Raw genomic sequence first — 20961 nt, 5'->3', positions numbered from 1 at the left:
CGCGCAACTGCATTTTCCTGCCACACTTGCCGCGTAAAGGCGCACCCCATGAAGGCCATCATCCTTGCCGCGGGCCACGGATCGCGGTTGCTGCCCCTGACGCTGACCACGCCCAAATGCCTGGTCGAAGTCGGCGGACGCGCGATCCTCGATCACCAGCTCGACGCGGTCGCGGCCGCGGGCTTCGATGGTGCGGTGATCATCGGCGGCTATCGTATCGACCAGATCGACGCGCACCTGCGTGCGCATGACGGCGCCCTGCCGACGGAGCTTGTCTTCAACCCGTTCTGGTCGAGCGCGAACAGCATCGGCAGCGTCTGGGCGGCGCGCGCCTATCTCGGCGCGCCGTTTGCCCTGATGAACGGCGACACCGTGTTCGACCCGACGATCCTGCGCACTGCGCTTGGCGGCGACACGGGGGGCGTGGCGCTGCTTGTCGAGCCGCTGGTCGACGCCGGGCTCGACGACATGCTGGTCGAGGCCGACGGGACCCGCGTGATCGCGGTCGGCAAGCACCTCGTCGGGCATGAGGCGACCGATCGCTCGCTCGGGCTGATCGTGTCGCACGGCGGCGGCGCCTATGCCGAGGCGTTGCGCGCGGTAATCGGCGAGGAGAACGGCATCCACGCCTATCACCACGCCGTCGTCGCACGCGTCGCGCAGGGCCCTGGCGTGACGGCGGTGCGGATCGCGACCGGCGCGCACTGGCAGGAGATCGACCGGCCCGAGGATATCGCGCTGTGGGAACGCGATCATCGGCCATGACCAGCCCCCCTCCCAGAGGCAAGGTCGCGTTCCTGTTCCTCGGCGAGACGCTGCTGATCCCGCATCTCTATCCAATCGTCGAGGCGCTCGCCGCGACATCGACCGTGCCGATCGACCTGTGGGTGAGCACCTCGGTCCACGAGACTCTCCTGACCCGGTGGACGGCCCCCTTCCCCACCGTCCGTATCCGCCGCGCGCCGGGGTTCCGCCGCGTTGCCGAGGATGGCACGGGGCGCAATCCCGTGCTGCCGGCCAAGATCCCGATGCTGGTGCGGCTGCTCCCCTATCTCCGCAGCGCACGCGTCGTCGTGTGCGCCGAACAGACGAGTCTGTGGTTGCCGCGGCTGTTCCCGATGCGTGCGAAGTTCGTGAAGACCTCGCACGGCGTCGGGTCGATGAGCGCACGCGACGACCCGCGCCGGCGCGCGGCGGCGTTGACGCTGGTGCCGAGCCAGCGCGAGCGCCAGACCTATCTCGATCGCGGGTTCGCGCCCGACCGGTTCGTCGCGACCGGCTATGTGAAGGCAGATTTCACGCACCGCACGCACGCCGCGCCGCCGTTCGCGGATACGCGGCCGGTGGTGCTGTACACGCCGCACTGGCAACAGCATCGCTCGTCCTGGTGGCGCTGGGGGGCGGAGGTCGTGCGGCGGATCGTCGCGGACGGGCGTTACAATCTGATCTTCGCGCCGCACCAGCGCCTGGTCGAGAAAGCCCCCGAGGTCGCGGATCTGATGCGCGAGATCGGCGCTCTGCCGCACGTGCACTGCGACATTGACGGCTTCGCGATGGTCGACGGAAGCTATACCGGCGTCGCGGACGTTTATCTGGGCGACACGTCGAGCCAGGTGATCGAGTTCCTGATGCGGCCGCGGCCGTGCGTATTTCTCAACGCGGCGGGCGTCGCGTGGGAGGGGGATCCGAACTACGCGATGTGGGCGTGCGGCGAGGTGGTCGACGACGTCGCGGATGTGATCGCGGCGCTAGACCGGGCGGCTTTGGTGCACGCGGAGTATGCGACGGTTCAGGCGGCGTTCGCCGGCAAATCGCTCGGCGCGGTTGAGGGCGGCGCGGCGAAGGCTGCGGCGGAAATCGTTCGCGTGCTGGAAGCGAGGCCAGTTCGATAAACCCCACCACCCCGGCGGAGGCCGGGGCCCAATTGGGGGACGATGCTGACAAGGGACTGTGCACAGTTACTCTGGCCGTCCCAGTTGGGCCCCGGCCTCCGCCGGGGTGGTGCCCTGCGGAAGCGTCGTTCTACCCCTCCCCTCTCGCTTTCACGACCAGATCGGCTAACGGGTGCGCCATGGTAGATTCTACAGCCCCCACGCCAGCGCTCCGGACCGTCCGGGCGAACGACACGCTGCTCTGGGGCATGACCAATGCCGAGCGGATCCGACGGATCGGCGTCGCGCAGGGGTTGGCAACCGACGATGCGGGCGACACGGGCCCCGTCATCCTCGCCAACCTCGCTTATGCGTTCGATCCGGTGTGGATCGCGCATCTGAAGACCCGCCCCGGTACGGTCGTCACGCGGACCGGCGTCCCCGTTCTCGCGCATGTCCGCAACGCCGACGAGCGTGCGCGGATGACCGCGGCGATGCTCGGCGAGGCGCCGCTGGTGTCCGGCCTCACGGTGATCGCCGCCGAAGCCGAGGATGGCATCCTCAACGAGGCGCTGCGCAAACGCGAGCGTCCGTTCGCCGAACTGCTGACTCCGCCCGCGGTGCCGGCGATCGAGCGCGCAAGCTATGTCGGGGCGTATAAGGGCGTCACCGATCTGCTGACCAAATATCTGTGGCCCGAATGGGCGCTGGCGATCACGCGGGTCTGCGCGCGCGCCGGGATCACGCCGAACCAGGTGACCGCACTCGGATCGGTGCTGTGCATCGTGGCGACCGTGGCGTTCTGGTATGGCTGGTTCTGGACGGGGCTCGCCACGGGGCTGTTCTTCATGGTGCTCGACACCGTCGACGGGAAGCTCGCGCGGTGTACGATCACCTCGTCCAAGCTCGGCAATGCGTGGGATCACGGCGTCGACCTGGTCCACCCGCCCTTCTGGTGGTGGGCCTGGGCGGCGGGGTGCGCGCCGTACGGTCGGCCGCTTGAGGACGGCGTGTTCTGGGCGGTGATCGGCACGATGCTGTTCGGCTATGTCGCGCAGCGGCTGATCGAGGGGGCGTTCATCGTCCGGTTCGGGATGCACATCCACGTCTGGGAGCGGTTCGACAGCTGGTTCCGGCTGATCACCGCGCGGCGCAACCCGAACATGGTGATATTGTTCGCGGGGCTGCTGGTGATGCGGCCCGACTGGGGGATCATCGGGGTGGCCGCGTGGACCGCGATCTCGCTGGTGGTGCACATGGTGCGGCTGGTGCAGGCGATGGCGCGCAAGGCCAAAGGTGAGACGCTGGTGAGTTGGCTGGCTTAGGCGTCACGCCGTCATCCTGACGAAAGTCAGGATCCAGGGTCACAAAGGTGGACGTCCGTGGCTCTGGGTCCTGACTTTCGTCAGGATGACGAATTAGAGTATGCCGACCGCAACGGCCTTAGGCCGGCCGATCCACCACAGGCAGTAGATCGCCAGCGCGTACAGGAATCGGCTGTAATCCCGCTTCCCCGCGCGGTGATCCGCGAACACCTTGTCGACCGCGCCCGCGCGCCACATCCCCTGTTCGCGGACGCCGCTGTCGCGCCAGAGCTGTTCGGCATAGGCGCCGAAATCGCCGGCGAACCAGGCGGCGAGCGGCATCTGGAAGCCCTGCTTGCGGCGATCGAGGATCCCCTCGGGCAGCCACGGTGCGATCGCCTGTCGGATGACGTATTTGCCGACCTTGCCGTGCAGCTTCATGTCGGCGGGCATCGACAGCGCGAGGTCGACCATCCCCTGCCCCAGCATCGGCACGCGCACCTCGAGCGAATGCGCCATGCTCGCGCGGTCGACCTTGGTCAGCATCGCGCCGGGCAGGTTGAGCGCGAGATCCGCCAGCCCGAACTGCTCGAGCGTGTCGGCCGAGATCGCGGCGGGATCGGGGAAGTATTCCGCGACCAGCGCGGCGATTCCGCCCTCTTCCTCGGCGATGAACTCCGCCGAGAAGATCTCGCGGCGGAAGGCTTCGTTGGTGATCTGCGTCTTCGCGAAGAACCGCGCGACGCCGTTCGGAAGCGCGGCGCTGCCCGTCGTCTTGCGCCAGCGCTGCAACACCGCATTCGCATGCCGCGACGGCAGCGTCGGCACCGCGTCCAGTGCGCGCGCGAGCTTGCGCAACGGCGCTGGCAACGCCCCGATCCGGCGCTCGGTCGCGTGGCGCTTGTAACCGAAGAACAGCTCGTCGCCGCCGTCGCCCGACAGCGCGACCTTCACCTCCTGCGCGGCGATCTGGCTGACATACCAGGTCGGCACCGCGGACGGATCGGCGAACGGCTCGTCATAGCAATGCTGGACTTCGGGCAGCATCGCCTGCGCATCCGCCAGTTCGAGCGTCCGCGTAACGTGGTTGCAGCCGAGATGCCGCGCGATCGCCTCGGCATGCGGCGATTCGTCGAAGCGTGGGTCGGGGAAGCCGATCGTGAACGTGCGAACCGGGCGGTCCGACACCTGCGCCATCGCCGCGACCACCGCGGAGGAATCCACGCCCCCCGACAGGAATGCGCCGACATCGACGTCCGCGACCATCTGCTTGCCGATCGTGTCGAGCCATTGATCGCGGAACTGCTCGATCCACTGCGCTTCGGACCGCGGCTCGGCCGGATGATAAGCGGGCGTCCAATAGGCGCGCAGCGTCGGCGTGCCGCTCGCCTCGACGGTTATCACATGGCCCGGCGGCAACGTGCGGACCTGCGTGTAGATCGAGCGCGGCGTGCGGACATGGCCGAAGCTGAAATAATCGTGGAGCGCGCGGGCGTCGACGTCGAACGCCATCCCCGGCAGCAAGGTCAGCGTCTTGAGTTCGGAGCCGAACGCGAACCCGGCGGCCTGGTCGGTATAATAAAGCGGCTTGATCCCCACGGGATCGCGCGCGAGCGTCAGTCGCCGGGCGTGCATGTCCCACACCGCGACCGCGAACATGCCGTCGAGCCGGGTCCAGACATCGTCGCCCCAGCGTTCGTAGCCTGCGAGGATGACCTCGGTATCGCCCGCACTCTCGAAGATGCGGCCGAGCGCCTGCAGCTCCTGTCGCAGAGCGCGGAAATTGTAGATCTCGCCGTTGAAGACCAGTGCATAACGACCGTCGGGCGAGTGGAACGGCTGGTGCCCGCCTTCGATGTCGATGATGCTCAGCCGGCGCATCCCGAAGCCGAAATCGCCATCGGTCATCACGCCCTGGTCGTCGGGCCCGCGGTGCAGGATCGCGTCGCACTGCGCGGTGATCAGGGGTGCGGTGACGAGGCGGGGCGAAACGGCACCGCCACCCCGCGCGTAAAGGCCGGCAATTCCGCAGATGACGAACGATCCCTCGCATGACGGCGGCGCTGCCGCCCGATCGCGCGCGGTCTAGGAGCCGCCCGCCGCTTTGTCACCTCCGGGGCACCTTGCCGCACCCGCGATCGCGCTCTAGGGGCCGGTCGCAGATGGTTCAGGACCCCGCTCCTTCTCCGGCCCCGGCGGATGCACCGGCACGCGCGGGCACGACCGGGATTTTCCGGGCGGCGGCGCGCAACCTCGGCTGGCTGCTCGCCAGTCGCAGCGTTCTGGCGGTCCTGTCGCTCTTCTATCTCGGCTTTGCGACACGCACGCTGGGCGTGGTCGATTTCGGCCGGTTCGCGCTGATCTCGGGCGCGGCGCAGGCGCTGGCGACCTTTGTCGGCTTCCAGACCTGGCAGATCATCGTCCAATATGGCGTCGAGCCGATCCAGCACGGCGACACGCCCCGGCTCGCGCGGCTGCTCCGGCTTTCGGCCGTGCTCGACCTGTGCAGCGCGCTGGTCGGGGCGGCGCTCAGCGTCGTCATCCTCTGGATATGGAGCGACCGCTTCGGTATCCCGCCAGACCTGATGCGCGACACGCTGATGTTCACCGTCGTCCAACTCGTCACGATCCGCTCGACCCCGCTCGGCATCCTGCGCCTGCGCGACAAATTCTCGCTGTCCGCGCTGGCCGACAGCATGACGCCGATCATGCGGTTCGTCGGCGCGGGCGCAGCGATGCTCTTTGCGCCCACCATCCGCGGCTTCATGCTCGCCTGGGCGATCGCCGAGATCGTGACCGCGGCGACCTACTGGATCATGGTCGCACGCAGCGGCGACCTCGGCCTGCTCGCCCGCGGCCGCGGCGCGTGGCGGCAGTTGCGCGACGAGAATCCGGGCATCGTCCGCTTCTCGCTCAGTACCAACGCCAGCGCGACGCTCGGGCTGTCGAGCAAGCAGATCCCGTTGCTCCTGGTCGGCGCGTCGATCGGCCCCGCGGCGGCGGGCGCGTTCCGGCTCGCGACCCAGCTGGCGCAGGCGCTCGCCAAATTGTCGCAGATGCTCTCGCGCGCCGCCTTCCCCGAGATCGTCCGCGCGGTGCGCACCGCCGAGCCCTCGCGGCTGCGGCGTATCCTCATGCGGACCATGATGGCCAGCACCGCCGCTGCACTGGTGATCCTCGCGATCGTCGCTTTGGTCGGCGAGCCGATCCTGAAGCTGGTCGGCGGCAAGTCGTTCGGCGGCGCCTATCCCGTCCTGTTGTGGCTTGCCGCCGCCGGCTGTTTCGACCTCGCCACCGTCAGCCTCGATACGGTAATGACCGCGCTCCACCGGGCCGGCACGGTGTTCGCAATTCGTGCGGTCGGCGTCGTGCTGCTGTTCGTCACCGCGTTCATGCTGATGCCGACCTATGAGTCGACCGGCGTCGCGGTGGCGGTCGCGGTCGGGTCGGTGGCGGTCGCGATCCTGCTGGGGTTCGCCGCCGCGCGCATGACACGCGTGCCCCGCGAGGCCTGACCCGGCCACGACACCGCGACCGCGGAGGCTGCGATAAACGCCTCGTTCACGTCGCAAATGTCATCTGCGCGCCGCTCTATCGCCACTATTTTCGGGTCATGGTCTGCCGATGAACTACGGATTCCTTATCGCGCTCGGCGCCGCGGCGGCACTTGCGCCGACCCATGCCCGCGCCGCCGAGACGTGCGAGGGCACGCCGGGGAACGGCAACGCAAAACTGATCCTGGAGGCGACGACGCTGCGCAATAGCCAGGGCGAGGTCGCCTTCGCGATCTATCCCGATGACAAGTCCAGGTTTTTGGCAAAGGGCGCCAAGGTCGGGCGCGCCCGCGTCTCGGCGGCGAAGCCACGCGCCTGCTTCTGGATGAAGCCGGGACACTATGCCGTCGCGCAATATCACGACGAGAATGGCGACCATAAGTTCAACCGGACGCTGTTCGTGCCGAAGGAAGGCTTCGGCTTCTCGAACGACGCACCGACCTCGGTCGGGCTGCCGTCGTTCGATGCGGTCCGCACCGCCCTGCCCGCGTCCGGCACGGTGATACGGATGAAGATGCGATATCGCGGGTAATGTTCGCCCGGACCGCGGTAGACGCGGAACGGAAATCTTATTGACACAAAATTGTAGCGGTTCTTTACCGTGACGGGTATCTCTATAACGTGGCTGATGCTGTTTCGAACTTTGATGCCTTTGGCAGGCAATCGCTTACCCCTCCCGCGGCACCCGCGTGGTTGCCCGAGGGCATGTTCGATTCGGCGGCAACCGAACGGGCCAGCGTGAACCCGCGCGAGGCCGCCGCCAAGATCCGCACCGGAATCATCTGCAATCCAAAGAGCCACCGCAACCGCAGCAGCGTCGAGGCGACCAAGCCGTTCCTGTCGGGCACGGTGCTCGCCGTCACCCCGCGTACGCAGGACGAGCTGGCCGAGGTGCTCACCGACTTCGCGCGGCACGGCATCGAACTTCTCGTGATCGACGGCGGCGACGGCACGATCCGCGACGTGATGACCGCCGCCGCGCGCGTCTGGACGGGGGCTGCCCCCCGCGTGGCGATCGTCCCCTCGGGCAAGACCAACGCGCTCGCGCTCGATCTCGGCATACCCGATAGCTGGACGCTCGATCAGGCGCTGACCGCGGCTCGCCACGGGCGGGTCAAGTTGCGCAGCCCGGTCGAGGTAATCCGCAAGGACAGCGGCGCGAAGCTCTGCGGGTTCCTGTTCGGCGCGGGCGCGTTCGTCGACGCCACTGCGCTCGCGCAGCGCACGCACCGCGCGGGCGCCTTCAACGGCGTCGCGGTCGGGCTCGCTTTGTGCTGGGCGATCCTGCAGACTTTGTTCGGCGGCGCGAACAGCGCGTGGCGCGCGGGCAACCGGATGCGGATCCGCTTCCAGTCGCGCGGCGACGAGGGCGTCCATGCCGCTGGAAAGAATGCCGAAACCGATCGCGCGCGCTATATTCTCCTTGCGTCGACGCTGAAGCGCATGCCGATCGGGATCCGTCCCTTCGGCGTGCCGCGCGGTGGGCTGAAGACGTTGCTGGTCGATGCACCACCGCGCTGGCTCGCCGCCGCGACGCCGTTGATCGTCGCCGGCTCGCCCGCCGCCTGGCTCGATCGCGCCGGCTATCACCGGATCGACACGCCGAGCTTCGACCTGTCGATCGACTCGGGCTTCATCCTCGACGGCGAAGTCTATGCCGGCGGGGACCTGATCGTCCGCGAAGCGCGCGCGCTCAGCTTCGTCGTCCCGTGATCACGCTCGGCGACGTCGTCCGCCGCCAGTTGCACGTCCCCACCATCGCCGCAGTCCGAGACGTCGCCTCGGTGCTGGCGGACGGGTCGGCCGACACGCTGGCAGTGCTGTTCTATGGCTCGAACCTGCGCACCGGCCTCATCGAGGGCGTGCTCGATTTCTACGTCCTGACCGCAGGCCCGCCCGAGCGGGGCATGTGGCCGACCGTCAGCTACCGCGAATTCGCCCATAATGGCGAGACGGTGCGCGCGAAGATCGCGACGATGCGGCTGGCGACCTTCGCCAAGGCCGCGGCCGCGCGGACGCTCGACACGACGATCTGGACCCGGTTCGTGCAGCCCTCCGCACTCGTCTGGGTCCGCGAGCCCGCCATCGCGACCCAGGTGGCGGCAGCGATCGGCGATGCGGCGCGGTCCGCCGCGCGGTTCGCCGCGGCGCTTGGCCCCGCGAGCGGTACCGCCGACACCTATTGGCGCGCGCTGTTCCGCCAGACCTACGCCGCCGAACTCCGCGTCGAACGCAAGGGGCGCGAGGGGCAGATCCTCGGCTTCGATCCGGCGCGCTACGACGACCTCCTGCCGCTCGCCTGGACGGCGGACGGCATCGCGTTTCGCGACGAGGCCGGCGTGCTGCGACCCGATCTGTCGCCGGCAAAGCGCGCGGCGCTGCAGCAGGCCTGGGCGCGCCGACGTCGCGCCGGCAAACCGATCAACATCGCCCGCCTGGTGCGCGCCGCCTTCACCTTCGAGGGCGCCGCACGCTACGGCCTATGGAAGGTCGAGCGGCATACCGGCGTCGCCGTGCCGCTGACACCGTGGCGCGAGAAGCATCCCATCCTCGCGGCGCCCGGCGTGTTCTGGCGGGTCTGGCGCGCGCGGTCGCAGACAGGCACCACGACGCCATGAGCACCCCCGTCAACGCGCTGATCCTCGCCGGCTCGCGCGGCGGCGTCGATCCGGTCGCGGCCTATGCCGGCGTCGCGCACAAGGCGCTAATCCTGCTCGACGGCCAGACCCTGCTCGCCCGTGTCGCGCAGGCACTGCGCGATGCAGGCGCAACGCATATCGCGGTCTCGGTGTCCGACGATACCGTCCGCGCGGCGGCGACCGCGCTCGGCCTCACAGTCCTGACCGCCGCGTCGGGCCCCAGCCGCAGCGTGCGCGACGGTATCGAGGCACTCGGCACGCCGCTGCTGGTCACGACGGCGGATCATGCGCTGCTCCAGCCCGAATGGATCACGCGCTTTCTCGCCGACGTGCCGGCGGACGCCGACGTCGCCGCGCTGCTCGCACGCCAGGACGTGATCGAAGCCGCGGCCCCCGGCACGCGCCGCACCTATCTCCGCTTCGCCGATGGCGCCTGGTCGGGGTGCAACCTGTTCCTCTTCGCCACGCCGCGCGCGGTCGCCGCGCTCGACCTGTGGGCGCAGGTCGAGGCGGATCGCAAGCGCCCGTGGCGGATCGTCCGCCGGCTCGGGCTCGGCACGCTGCTCCGCTACATGTCGGGTCGGCTGACGCTGGTGGCCGCGATCGCGCATCTGGGTCGTCTCGCAGGTCTGAACGCGGCAGCGGTCTCGACGCCGTTCGGCCTGGCGGCGGTCGATGTCGACAAACCCGCCGACCTAGACCTTGTCCGGGCCCTGATCGCGCGTCCCTGAAGCCAGTCCGGCCCGCAGATCGGGCCGCTGGCCCAGCCATTATTCGCGGAGAAATTGCCTCGGGCTGCCGCTGCCCCCTGTCCCCAAACCGCCACTTGGTGCAAAGCGCAGGCATGCAGACGCACGCGCCCCAACTCGCCCCGCCCCCCAGCGGAACGACCTCGATCGGCATCTACGGCAGCGCCGGACGCATGGGCCGCGCGATCGTCGATGCGATCGAGGCCGCGGGCGCCTCGCTCGCGGGCGGCGTCGATGCCGGCGACGATCCGACCCCGCTCGCCCGCAGCGCCGACGTTCTCGTCGATTTCTCGACACCCTCCGCAATCGAGGCGCATCTCGCCGCCGCGCGCGCCGCTGGTACCGCTATCGTGATCGGCACGACCGGCCTGTCGCCACAGCATCAGTCGATGATCGACGCCGCCGCCGCCGACATCGCCATCCTCCAGACCGGCAACACATCGCTCGGCGTCACCTTGCTCGGCATCCTGGTCCGCGAGGCCGCGGCGCGGCTTGGCGCGGACTGGGACGTCGAGATCGTCGAGATGCACCACCGGCACAAGGTCGACGCGCCGTCCGGCACCGCGCTGCTGCTCGGCGACGCCGCCGCCAAGGGCCGTGGGTCGTCGCTCGCCGAGCTGCGCGTCGACAGCCGCGCGGGCCTGCACGGCGCACGGTCCGAGGGCACGATCGGCTTCGCATCGCTGCGCGGCGGGTCGGTGATCGGCGACCACAGCGTGATCTTCGCCGGCGAGGGTGAGCGGATCGAACTCAACCACCGCGGCGACGATCGCTCGATCTTCGCGCGCGGGGCGGTCCGCGCGGCGATCTGGCTCGCCGGCCAACCCGCCGGGCGCTACCGGATGGGCGACGTGCTCGGGCTGTGAAAAAGGCGGACGTCATCGCGTTCTACGCGCGTCTGGCCGAGGCCGATCCGCACCCGGAGACCGAACTCGAATTCGTCAATCCGTACACGCTCGTCGTGGCGGTCGCCTTGTCCGCGCAGGCGACCGACATCGGCGTCAACAAGGCGACGCGTGCGCTGTTCCGCGAGGTCGATACGCCCGCCAAGATGGTCGCGCTCGGCCTCGACGAGCTCAAGCGCCACATCAAGACGATCGGCCTGTTCAACACCAAGGCGAAGAACGTCATCGCGCTCTCGCAGATGCTGATCGACGACTATGGCGGCGAAGTCCCGAGCGATCGCGACGCGCTCGAACGCCTGCCCGGCGTCGGGCGTAAGACCGCCAACGTCGTCCTCAACGTCGCGTTCGGCGCGGAGACCTTCGCGGTCGACACGCACATCTTTCGCGTCGGAAACCGCACCGGCCTCGCGCGCGGCAAGACCCCGCTCGCGGTCGAACTGAAACTCGACAAGGCGACGCCGCAACCCTTCCGCCTCCACGCGCATCACTGGCTCATCCTGCATGGCCGCTATGTCTGCAAGGCACGGACACCCGAATGCTGGCGGTGCATCGTCAGCGATCTCTGCGCCTTCAAACCCAAGACGCCGCCGCCAAAGGGGAAACCCACAGACGAAGTGAAGCCCCCGCATCAAAACGGCTAGCGCCCCGCCCCGGCCTTTGCTAGGCGCATGTCACCGGCACCCGTAGCTCAGCTGGATAGAGCGCTGCCCTCCGAAGGCAGAGGCCACTGGTTCGAATCCAGTCGGGTGCACCAAACATCATTTATTTCCCTGTACAGTCAGTGCCTTGGGGGCATCTTTGGCCAACCTTTCCGCAAGGTTAGCCAAAAGCTCGTCGGCGGCAGTGTCGGACAACGTGCGCTGATCAGCCGCAGCGGCGTCCGGGGCGACCTCACTGTCGTGTGACCGCCCCACGGCTTGATCTCTGATGGGAGCAGAAAGCCTCCGCGCCGCGCTGCGGCCTTGCGCAGCGCGTGCGCCGAGCAATTTGGCAAACCAGCTTTGTCGCACCATTACCAGAACTTGCTGCCGAACCCGGTGACCACGAAGATCGCGCCGATTGTCGGCGTCGCCAGAATGGACTCGGCCAGGCCGGGCATGATTGGCAGCGTCGGCCGAGTCCATCGCGTCGATCAGATGCGGGTGGAGGATCGGCTGCGTCACGCGCGGTGCTACTGGTGATAATCCATCCGGACCAGGCCGCCGCGATTCACGCCGCGCAGGGCGCCGCCCATCCGCTTTCGGACATGAATCCGCGTAACGGTCGGCAGCACGACCTTGCCGGCGACTACGATGTCGTAATCGAACGTGACGTCGCCGGGGGCGGCGGGTGCGGAGTTTGGCGTGTTCTTCTGGTCGTTCATCTTGTCAGCCCTCGGATTCGGGTCGCGGCGGCGCGGCGCTGGTGGTGAGAGGTTTAAAGATCGAGCGCCATGCGGTGCGCGGCCATCTCCGTCTCGCAAACATGCGAGCGCAACCCGGAAGGGAGGCTGTCTATAGCTTCGCGATCGACGACCCAAGCCAAGGAGCCATCCATTCGGCTCCCACAAGCGTGAGGTGAGCGCGGTCGAAGTAGAGCGGCCTGCCCGCGCTGTCCTTGACCGCGCAAACGGGGTCACAAAACGCCGGGGCAACATCAATGAGATGAAACCCGAGCGCTGCCGAGCGGGCGGCAAGATCCTTAGTCGCTGAATGATATTTCGCTAAGGTAGTGGCCGCCATCGCAGGGCCGCCATGCCGGCTTAAGTAGATACTCTGAGGCACGTTCTGCACGTATGTCGGAGGCGGCAAGATCACGATCACCGGAATGTGGGAAGGTGCGGCCGCCTCTTTGGCGGCCTCCAGCACACCATCTGCGAGATGCTCGGCCGTGTAGTGCAGATACACCGCCTTCGGCCGGAGATCGCGTATTTCGCCGGCAAGCCACGTTGCGTCCAGACCACGCGTAATCAACGGCTGATTGTCGACCGCGAAGTAGCTTCCAAACCCATGGGATTTAGCAGTAGAGGCGAACGCCTCCTTGATGGAGTCCGAAAAGCTATCGCCGATCAGTAGGATGTTTCCGCGGGGGCCCGCGCCAGTCTCGCAGAGTTGTTGCTGAGGGTGCAGGATGCGAAACGCCTTACCGCATCTATTGTACGATCGATCCTTCATGGCCGCGAACGTGACGCCATCGATCGCGTCGAATTGGCGGAGTTGCAGTGGCATGAGGATCGCCGTTGCCAGGGACAGGACTGCGGCGGCGAGTACGGCGCGGCGCGCAGAGAACAACCGCGGTCCGGGCCTCTCGAATACAAGGTAGAGCAACGCCGTGGCGACGGCGGTAACCGCAATCACGCTTGCGGCGTCAATGATGTTCAAAGCGTGCGGCGTGGTACCGCCGAACGGCTGGTAGTGGAACAGCACAAGGACGGGCCAGTGCGCCAAGTAGAGGGAATACGAGATATTGCCGAGCCGCTGGGCTACCCGCCCTGGAGCCGAGTTGACCAGCGTTGCGGGCTGACCGATCATCAGCGCCGCCCCAGTCGCAAGGCAGACCATGACGGCGCCAAGCGCGGGATGACCAAAGACGAGATCGCGAAGCTTTCCGTTGAGAGGCATCAACGGAATAACGGCCATGGCTACGAGCGCCATCGCGCCCCATCGCCCTGCCCTACTCGTCCGCGAAGGCCGTAACGCGACCCACATCCCGATAGCGAATTCCCACATTCGCATCGGAAGCATGAAGAAGGCATATTTTGGACTGATGAGCACGAAGGCCAAACACAGCACCAGCGATGCAAATGCTATTGCAGCGAGCGCGAACCGCCACCGCACCGCTACTTTGATGATGAACGGGAACAGCAGATAAAACTGGCACTCCACCGCGAGCGACCAGAGGTGCAGGAGTGGGTTGAACTCAAAACTGCTAAAATAAGAGTTCTGCAACGCGAACCCGAAGTTCGCCGCTAGCGCGGCTGCAAAGAACGTTTGCTCGCCGACTTGGACGAAATCACTTGGTACAGTGATGAAAAATGCGGTGCCAAGCGTCACCGCGACTGTCGCCGCGTAAGCGGGCAATAGTCGGCGGGCGCGACGTTTGTAAAAAGCGAAAGCGCCGTCATCTTCCGCGTGCAGCTTCGTCATCAGATAGCCACTGATGACGAAGAAAATATCACCCCCTAGAAATCCAGACGAGAATCCCGGGGCGCCCAGATGAAACAGCACCACCAAAATGACGGCAAGCGCTCGAAATATTTGGATGTCACCCCGGTAACCCATAGATTGAACGCCCACCCTTAGTTTCCCGAACTGTATCAATGTAACTTATGTTGGGAAAGAGATTATGGTCTTGAGATAACGAGACGGAAACTCATCTAAGTTAGCCGGCTAATCAGTGATGTTGATGGTTCGTTCAACGGAAATTTCTCTGCCATCGTTGCGTCTGCAAGCTAGGTGGCCAATGTGACTGTCCCGGCGGCGATCAAACGGTAGCTGACGACGTCGTAATCGGGGTCATCGTCACTCCAGTCACAATCGAACTCCGCCGATTTGCCGGTCGCGAAGTCGGGCGTGCCCTCCATGACGATACGGCGACGGATCACGAGGACGTCAGCATCAGAATCGCGTGGGCAAGGGCCGCTGTCGTGGCGTCCAAACGACGATCGCGCTTGATCCTCCAGGTTGGGGCCTCGGTGATTGGCTTTAGTGCCGCGGTGATCGAGCCGCTGAACGCCGTCCGCACGTCGGTCGCGAACGCGCCGGGGGGTCGAAATTGCCGTTGGCAGGCGTAGGCCTAAACGGCTGGGCGGGTCTGAACTTGGCAGCAACCGCAGCGAACAGGCGGTCCACGATGCTGTCGGCTTTCTCCTGTTCGGTCTGCTTCGCTTCGAACTCGATTGCGACGACGTCGATGCCTGAGGCAAAGAGACTGCCAGACGCGGGGTGCAAGAATTGCAGCCGCTCGGCGCCGATCGACGCGGGCGCGTAGGTGAAGGCCAAGCCGATGACTCCGAACGTGCCGCTGCCAGCATAATTGGGGGTCAGCTTGACCGAGGGGAACGGCTTCTGGTTGGCTCGGGCGAGCGCGACCAGTTGGTCGTTGCCCTCGACGGTCGCATACGACCTGCAGCGCTACTCACTCTTGCCGCCGATGACGATGCCATAGGTCTTGGATTCGAGCGCGACTACGTTGCAATAGCCGTTAAGGTCGCCTCGGGACTGTATCACGAGACATGCTCGAGGTTGATCCGTGGCGAGTAGGTCGCAGGCGCAAAGGTCGCGACGCATTCGTCGATAATCTCCGGCGCAACCTTGCGGCCATCGCTGATGGTCTCGCTTTCGACGAGGGTGCGGAACCGCTTGCTCTTGGTTCCAATGGCGGCAGGTCCTCGATCGATTGGAGCGCGCCGGGCGCCGTTTGACGAATCGAACTGGGACGAAGACGGCGGCGATCTCAAGCGGCCAATCTTGTAGAATTCATTTCTACAAAAAACGCGAGCTGAAGCGGGCGCTTGCACTTGTGTACGTAGTCCACGTCCGGCTCGGTCAGCACCGAACGACCTAGATGTACGGCTCAAGCTCGTTCACCTCGTTCGACAGCCCCCGACTTGCTCAGTAGCGCTCGCCGGATCCTCAACCGGTCAAAGAATCCTGATAAAATTAACTTAATGCAGTTGCCAGATATTTCCGTTTAACGACAGATATTTACCGATTTTATTTCAGCTGGCGGAACAGTAGATTTTTTACAAGATCTAGGTGGTTACTGCTACCCCATGACAATCACATATGCATATGTTATTGCTGAAAAAACTGTGATAGATTAGTTTTACCATGCTTATCCGTAAATCGTTGTCCGTAATTTTGATCTTCGCGGCGGTACTGCTGATAGCATTTCAGTATTCGCCGAGCGGTGTAAGAACGCCTTTGAGGCCCCAGAACGAACAGTGGCAACCTAGTTTAACATCGATAGATACGATGGATAAGTCCATGCCCATCGTAACTCGCTTAATTTAGGCGCAACAAGGTTCTCGTGAAGAGAAGATAGTCAAGGGCATTGACGAATTTGTTCGCAATAGGTTTGTTCACGGTATTTCCCACACTTCTTGGCGGGAGAACTGGGCGCTCGCGGCTCTAGGCGGAGCACCCCCCTATGGATTGAGCGTTCCACTCGGCACCGATAGTATCCTGCGTCATCGCCATGCCATGTGCAGTCAGCAGTCGATAATCTTTATGGAACTGTTGCGTAGGTTTGACATGCACTATGCTGCTGTACGTTTCGCTTGGCCTAGCGCTGATCCGACTGGGCGCGGTCATTTTGCTGTAGCGGCGAAAGTCGACGGCCGCTGGAGATATTATGATTCCAATTTGGAGGCGGCAAACGCGCCACTGATACGAGATATTGTGAACGGTAGCGCAGCCTCTACCACATATCCGGGCAATCCCTGGTGGGTGCCCAAAATGCAATATGCCGCGAAACACGGGGGTATCATCGTTGATAGTTTTGATACTCATCCGGGACCTCGCGGATTGTTGTTACAACAGTTTACATCGATCATTAGCGAGCTCACCCCAGCAATTCTGGCGCTCATAGCGCTCCTCAATTGGCCAAGTGTAGTGACAAGGCTTCGCGGTATATATCCTGGCTTTCGCAACCGGACGAGGTTGACGGGGTCATTAACCAGGCAGAATCCAGAGATATTTAATACTAATGGATTAGGCTCCAATTCTTAATCGATCGCTTTCTTTAACCTGACACAGCTCAATTATCTCTTATTTCTCGTGGATAAGGTAGACTACTGGACGGACGCTCTTGTAGAACGCCATTTTACAAGATTCATGGGAGGCGGCAGGCGTCGGGGCGTGGCTAGCATCGCCTTACCATGTCGATCTTATCCGACCCTCTCACGCTACCCGTCGAAGAACGGGTTCGCCCGACACGCAGCCCGTACTGGCGCGGCTGGAGCAGCGCGCAGATCGCCGACGGGCTCGCAGTCAGATACGACACCGTTAAAAGCCGGCGACGGTGTCATGCTTGGAACGATGCGCCGTCGATCCGCAAGCTGGAAGACTGCCTTGAGACCCGCTTGATGGTGCTGATCTGCAAGGAGAAGAAGACCGGCGCCGATTATACCGAGCTGGATGCGCTGCGCCGCCAGGTCGAGATCCTGGCCAAGGTGCGCCGCTACGAGGCACCCAGCGGGCATTCCGGCGGCCTGAACGACAAGGTCGCCAACCGCAATGCGGGCGAGAGGAAGAAGGCGAAGAAGAACCACTTCACCGCCGACCAGGCGGCCGAGCTGAAGGCAATCTTCCTCGACCAGCTCCATGGCTATCAGGAGGCTTGGTTCGCGGCACTGACGCTCCGCACGCGGATGATCCTCCAATCGTGGCAGATCGGCGTCGAGGCGGTCGCCTTCGCTCGACGGAAGGCCCACGCGCGCGCAAGTTTCCCGTCCGGTATAGCCGGGCGGGGGATGCCGGGGTGCAGCCCGGCAAACGGACGCTGCCAGTATTGAGTGCACCCCGGTGAAGTGCCCAACACCGCAGTTCTGCGAGCTCTATCGGGTCAAAGGACTTTGATCAGTTTGGCGGGGATGCCTCCAACAACCTCCCTCGCCGCCACATCCTTGCTGACGACCGCCCCTGCGGCAACAATCGCACCCTCGCCAATCTTCACGCCTTTCAGGATCGTCGCGTGCGCGCCGATCCAAGCGTTCGAGGCGATGCTTATCGCATCGGCATCGAGGCCCTGGAGGCGGTATGGGCTCGCATCATTTGTCTGATGGTTCTGATCCCGAATAGTGACATTCTCGGCGATGAGCGCATCAGCGCCAATGGCGATGGCAATAGCCGCGACGATCGTCGACCCTGGTCCAATGAATCCGTCCTTCCCGATCGACAGGACCCCATCGGATCTCAGGAGGCAGTTACGCTCGATCACCGTCCTGTCTCCGATCGACATCGTGGCGCCATTCAGCACTCGCAGGCGCGCTCCCGTGCGGATCAGTACCCCCGTGCCGATGCTCAGCCCTGGATAACTCGCCTTGAACCACGTGGTCAGAACCCACGAATTGGCCCTTTCGAACGTCTGAGTAATGCCGCGAAGAACACGCGCTACCATCAATTCATCCCTGCCATGTCGTCGGGCGACCCCAAGAATCGAACATGACAACTAACTTAGATTAAAAGCATTTGATAGCGTTCTGATGACCCGGCGTTCCCGGCAATGCCGGTCGTTTTCAATATTGCCCTGCCCCAACACACCGCGGGTCATAAGAACAAATTCGGAATATGCTGCAGCCGGCCGCGTTGGATCAGACGAGGATTCGCCGGCATGCAAACCGATGATCAAGAAATTGAAACGCGCCCCGCATTCGGGGTTTGGCTACTCAATCGGCGCGATCGGATCGACCGGGTCGACGGCATTGCCGACGCCGCGCGCGCCAGTCGCGCCCTCCCGCGCAACGACGATACTCAAGCAGTGCGAAGGCGACTCCAGGAGATGGGGGGCGGATGGCGATGCGTTCGCGGCGCTCGATGATGCTGAACTCGACTGGATGAGTTACTGATGGACGCGCTGCTTTGGGCGCGTTGTGGGTAATCGGACTACCCTACCCTCCAGTCGCTGCGCGCAGGAAAGCATCGGATCGCTCCAGTATCTGCGCACGTGCGGCCGAGTCGTAGATTTGGTGATCCAGCCCGTCGAACGTTATCAATTCGGATGATTTTCCCGCAGATTTCAGCCTGTCGTTCATCAGCTTCGACTGGCTGTACGCGACATTGCTGTCCAGCGTCCCATGGAACAGAAGCACCGGCGCGGCGATCTGCCCAGCATTCTTTGCAGGGGACGCACCCGCTTCGAGCGTGCCGATATAGTCTTTGTTCACGCGGTAATTCGCATAGTCGCGTAACTGGTCGGTCAAGCTCGCCGGGTCGGTAACCGGTGCGATCGCGACGATGGCTTTGAACAATTGCGGGTCGAGCACGCCTGCTTCCAACGCGGCGTACCCCCCATAGGACCAGCCAACGATCGCCAGCTTGCCAGGGTCGGCGATGCCCTGCTTCACGAGCCAACGCCCCGCGTCGCTCGTGTCGCCAACCGCCGTGCGCCAGGCCCGAAATCCATTCTTCATCAGGTAGGCGTCACCATATCCCGACGAGCCGCGGTAATTGGGCTGGATGACCGCATAGCCACGCGCTGCATAGAATTGCGCGAGCCAGTCGAAACCCCATTCGTCCCGCGCGCTGGGGCCGCCATGCGGCATGACGATCGCGCGAAGCCCCTTTGTCGCCCCGGTAGCCGGCATCGTCAGATACGCCGGAATCATCGTACCGTCCTGCGCGGGATATGTGATGGCCTGGACGCTGGCGAGTTTACGCCCGTCAAGCTGAGGACGATCCTGCATCAAGACCTTCAGCGTCTTCGTAGCCTTGTCGAAGAGATAGTAGCGGCCGGGATCGGTATCCGCGGCGGCGTGAACGAGAAGTTGCTTCCCGTCGCTGCTGGCATCGACAATATCGATGATCGGCAGCGCGGGCAGCGCCCGGTGCAACGACGCAAGATCGGCTTTTACTGCAGGGTCGAAATAGACCGCGGTTCGCTTGTCGGTGACGTAGGTTGCGCCAACGATATGCCGGTCTCGGCCGACGCGGATCAATCCATCGATGTCGACATCAGGGCGCGAAAGAACCAGAACCTCGGTGTCGCTGCCGTCCAGCGCACGAGTGAACAGCGCCTGCCGCCCGTCCTTCTTCCGCAGGCCATAGACGATGTTGGCGACCGGATCGATTCCGTATGGATTGAACCCCTCCTCCTTGATGCTGTCGTAGACGCCCATCTCCAGCCAGTCGTTCGACCCGGCCTTGCGATAGCGATAGCTGATCCGTCCATCGACCTGCCCGGTACCGGCTGCCAACTGGTAGCCGGCGATGCGGATCGTCCCGCGCCCGTCCGAGATAAAGTCGACGGCATTGGGTCGGGGCGCCTCGACGGTGCGATGCTGCCCCGTACGGGTGTCGACCCGATCAACCCCGGTGCCCGAGCGGGTCGTGCCAATGTTCGTGTCGATCGTGTCCGTGCGACTATACTCGCGGTCCATCAGCACCTGCCCGTCCTCGCCCGGCAGCCAATCGCGCACCGCACCGCCATAGAAGGTCGCGGTGCGTTGATTAACCTGGCGGCCGGTCAGCATCTTCTGATTGCCGCCGGCTTCGTCCGTCGCGACGATTCGGGAATAGCTCATCGGCCGGGTGTACCCCGGCGCAATGAACGAGCCCCAGATGGTGCAAACGAGTCGCGAGCCCGACACAAATCGACACCAGGACAGACGGTCCGGTGCGCCACTTACGGCGAGCGCGCCCCTCGGCTCCGCCCCGTCGCCGATCGCGACCGTGTACAAGGTAGAGGATAGACCGCTACCCGGCGCGACAAACGCGATCCGCTTCCCGTCGGGCGAGAGGCTGATGTCTTCGATAGCAGGACGCGCGCCAAACGCCCGCGCATCGTCTGCCACGCTTTGCGCGTTCGCGGCCACCGATGTCAGCAACGCGATCGTCGTTATGCCCCGTTTCATCCTGCCATCCCCCATCGGCGCCAAATTGGTCGAGTCTTGGCTGCCGTACCAAACTGTATCGCTGGGCCGGTTTTAAGCAACTGACCCTTTCGCCTCGACCGCTGCTGCCGAGACAAAATGAACGGTTCGACGACAGCCCGCCGCATCGCTCGAAGCGCCGTTTTTTTTGCCAACGACCGTGTCTTTTTATTGTAATGAATCGCACAGCGGTTATCGTCCCAGAACGATCGACAACAGTCGACGTTTGAGAGGACGATGGCATGTCTATGATGATTATCGCATTGGGATGGCTTGGTGGTTCGCTGGCTGCAACCGCCATCTTCTGTACGGTCGGAGCACGCGTGAAGGTGCTACCCTTTTAACCCTGAATCGTGCTTTTTTGGATA

The 20961-nt window shown here is 64.5% G+C and carries 19 protein-coding genes, 1 tRNA gene and 1 pseudogene; 13 read left to right on the top strand and 8 right to left on the bottom strand.

Going from position 1 to position 20961, the window contains the following annotated elements; all coding sequences use genetic code 11:
* Positions 1–48: 48 nt before the first annotated feature.
* The 3 genes from EV283_RS09090 to EV283_RS09080 all read left to right on the top strand — a co-directional run bounded on the left by EV283_RS09090 (position 49) and on the right by EV283_RS09080 (position 3196).
* The gene (locus tag EV283_RS09090; protein ID WP_130324591.1) at positions 49–765 is read left to right on the top strand and encodes a phosphocholine cytidylyltransferase family protein; all 717 of its coding nucleotides are present in this window, start codon (positions 49–51) and stop codon (positions 763–765) included.
* Positions 762–1892, top strand: coding sequence for a hypothetical protein (locus EV283_RS09085; protein ID WP_130324589.1), 1131 nt, complete (start codon positions 762–764; stop codon positions 1890–1892). Before EV283_RS09090 ends, EV283_RS09085 begins: the two co-directional genes overlap by 4 nt.
* A gap of 179 nt (positions 1893–2071) precedes the next feature.
* A complete protein-coding gene (locus EV283_RS09080; RefSeq protein ID WP_130324587.1) occupies positions 2072–3196 on the top strand; it encodes a CDP-alcohol phosphatidyltransferase family protein in 1125 nt (374 codons plus the stop codon).
* 93 nt (positions 3197–3289) lie between these two features.
* Here EV283_RS09080 and asnB read toward each other — a convergent pair whose 3' ends face one another.
* A complete protein-coding gene (asnB, locus tag EV283_RS09075; protein WP_130324585.1) occupies positions 3290–5200 on the bottom strand; it encodes an asparagine synthase (glutamine-hydrolyzing) in 1911 nt (636 codons plus the stop codon).
* Positions 5201–5337: 137 nt separating this feature from the next.
* Between asnB and EV283_RS09070 the strand changes: the two genes are divergently transcribed.
* From EV283_RS09070 to EV283_RS09035, 8 genes are all read left to right on the top strand, one after another.
* Positions 5338–6690 (top strand): lipopolysaccharide biosynthesis protein, encoded by a 1353-nt coding sequence (locus EV283_RS09070; protein WP_130324583.1) that lies wholly within the window; start codon positions 5338–5340, stop codon positions 6688–6690.
* A gap of 109 nt (positions 6691–6799) precedes the next feature.
* A complete protein-coding gene (locus tag EV283_RS09065; RefSeq protein WP_130324581.1) occupies positions 6800–7261 on the top strand; it encodes a DUF2141 domain-containing protein in 462 nt (153 codons plus the stop codon).
* 89 nt (positions 7262–7350) lie between these two features.
* On the top strand, positions 7351–8442 hold the full coding sequence (locus EV283_RS09060; RefSeq protein ID WP_130324579.1) for a diacylglycerol kinase family protein: 1092 nt from the start codon (positions 7351–7353) through the stop codon (positions 8440–8442).
* Positions 8439–9347: a hypothetical protein gene (locus EV283_RS09055; protein ID WP_130324577.1), complete on the top strand. Its 909-nt coding sequence runs from the start codon at positions 8439–8441 to the stop codon at positions 9345–9347. Before EV283_RS09060 ends, EV283_RS09055 begins: the two co-directional genes overlap by 4 nt.
* Positions 9344–10099: a nucleotidyltransferase family protein gene (locus EV283_RS09050; RefSeq protein ID WP_130324575.1), complete on the top strand. Its 756-nt coding sequence runs from the start codon at positions 9344–9346 to the stop codon at positions 10097–10099. The genes EV283_RS09055 and EV283_RS09050 overlap by 4 nt, the downstream gene beginning before the upstream one ends.
* A 113-nt stretch (positions 10100–10212) precedes the next feature.
* Entirely contained in the window at positions 10213–10983 is a 771-nt protein-coding gene (gene dapB / locus EV283_RS09045) for a 4-hydroxy-tetrahydrodipicolinate reductase (protein ID WP_130324573.1), read from the top strand.
* Entirely contained in the window at positions 10980–11663 is a 684-nt protein-coding gene (gene nth / locus EV283_RS09040) for an endonuclease III (RefSeq protein ID WP_130324571.1), read from the top strand. The genes dapB and nth overlap by 4 nt, the downstream gene beginning before the upstream one ends.
* 36 nt (positions 11664–11699) lie before the next feature.
* Positions 11700–11776 (top strand) — tRNA-Arg (locus tag EV283_RS09035).
* Positions 11777–11780: 4 nt separating this feature from the next.
* On the opposite strand, the gene EV283_RS19315 is transcribed toward EV283_RS09035, so the two are convergent.
* The 5 genes and pseudogenes from EV283_RS19315 to EV283_RS09020 form a co-directional block, all read right to left on the bottom strand.
* Positions 11781–12185 carry a hypothetical protein gene (locus tag EV283_RS19315; RefSeq protein WP_207223066.1) on the bottom strand — a complete coding sequence of 135 codons (405 nt, stop codon included), beginning with the start codon at positions 12183–12185 and terminating at the stop codon, positions 11781–11783.
* Between the two features lie 8 nt (positions 12186–12193).
* Positions 12194–12385, bottom strand: coding sequence for a hypothetical protein (locus tag EV283_RS09030; RefSeq protein WP_207223065.1), 192 nt, complete (start codon positions 12383–12385; stop codon positions 12194–12196).
* A gap of 130 nt (positions 12386–12515) precedes the next feature.
* Entirely contained in the window at positions 12516–14282 is a 1767-nt protein-coding gene (locus EV283_RS09025; RefSeq protein WP_130324569.1) for an acyltransferase family protein, read from the bottom strand.
* A gap of 170 nt (positions 14283–14452) precedes the next feature.
* The gene (locus tag EV283_RS19125) at positions 14453–14605 is read right to left on the bottom strand and encodes a hypothetical protein (RefSeq protein ID WP_165391733.1); all 153 of its coding nucleotides are present in this window, start codon (positions 14603–14605) and stop codon (positions 14453–14455) included.
* 100 nt (positions 14606–14705) lie between these two features.
* Positions 14706–15110, bottom strand: a pseudogene (locus EV283_RS09020) (GPO family capsid scaffolding protein); the annotation flags it as partial.
* A gap of 1772 nt (positions 15111–16882) precedes the next feature.
* Here EV283_RS09020 and EV283_RS09010 point away from each other — a divergent pair.
* Positions 16883–17518 carry a hypothetical protein gene (locus tag EV283_RS09010; protein WP_242615883.1) on the top strand — a complete coding sequence of 212 codons (636 nt, stop codon included), beginning with the start codon at positions 16883–16885 and terminating at the stop codon, positions 17516–17518.
* A gap of 50 nt (positions 17519–17568) precedes the next feature.
* Here the strand turns inward: EV283_RS09010 and EV283_RS19415 are convergent, their stop codons facing one another.
* Positions 17569–18123: an acyltransferase gene (locus EV283_RS19415; RefSeq protein ID WP_130324564.1), complete on the bottom strand. Its 555-nt coding sequence runs from the start codon at positions 18121–18123 to the stop codon at positions 17569–17571.
* Between the two features lie 223 nt (positions 18124–18346).
* Between EV283_RS19415 and EV283_RS09000 the strand changes: the two genes are divergently transcribed.
* Positions 18347–18571, top strand: coding sequence for a hypothetical protein (locus tag EV283_RS09000; RefSeq protein ID WP_130324562.1), 225 nt, complete (start codon positions 18347–18349; stop codon positions 18569–18571).
* 42 nt (positions 18572–18613) lie between these two features.
* Here EV283_RS09000 and EV283_RS08995 read toward each other — a convergent pair whose 3' ends face one another.
* Positions 18614–20536: a S9 family peptidase gene (locus EV283_RS08995; RefSeq protein WP_347400213.1), complete on the bottom strand. Its 1923-nt coding sequence runs from the start codon at positions 20534–20536 to the stop codon at positions 18614–18616.
* Positions 20537–20961 lie beyond the last annotated feature (425 nt).

Origin of the sequence: Sphingomonas sp. BK036, from assembly GCF_004216825.1 — a bacterium.
GTDB lineage: Bacteria > Pseudomonadota > Alphaproteobacteria > Sphingomonadales > Sphingomonadaceae > Sphingomonas.
The sequence above is the reverse complement of the archived record's forward strand: the minus strand, read 5'-3'. Positions and strand labels throughout refer to the sequence as shown.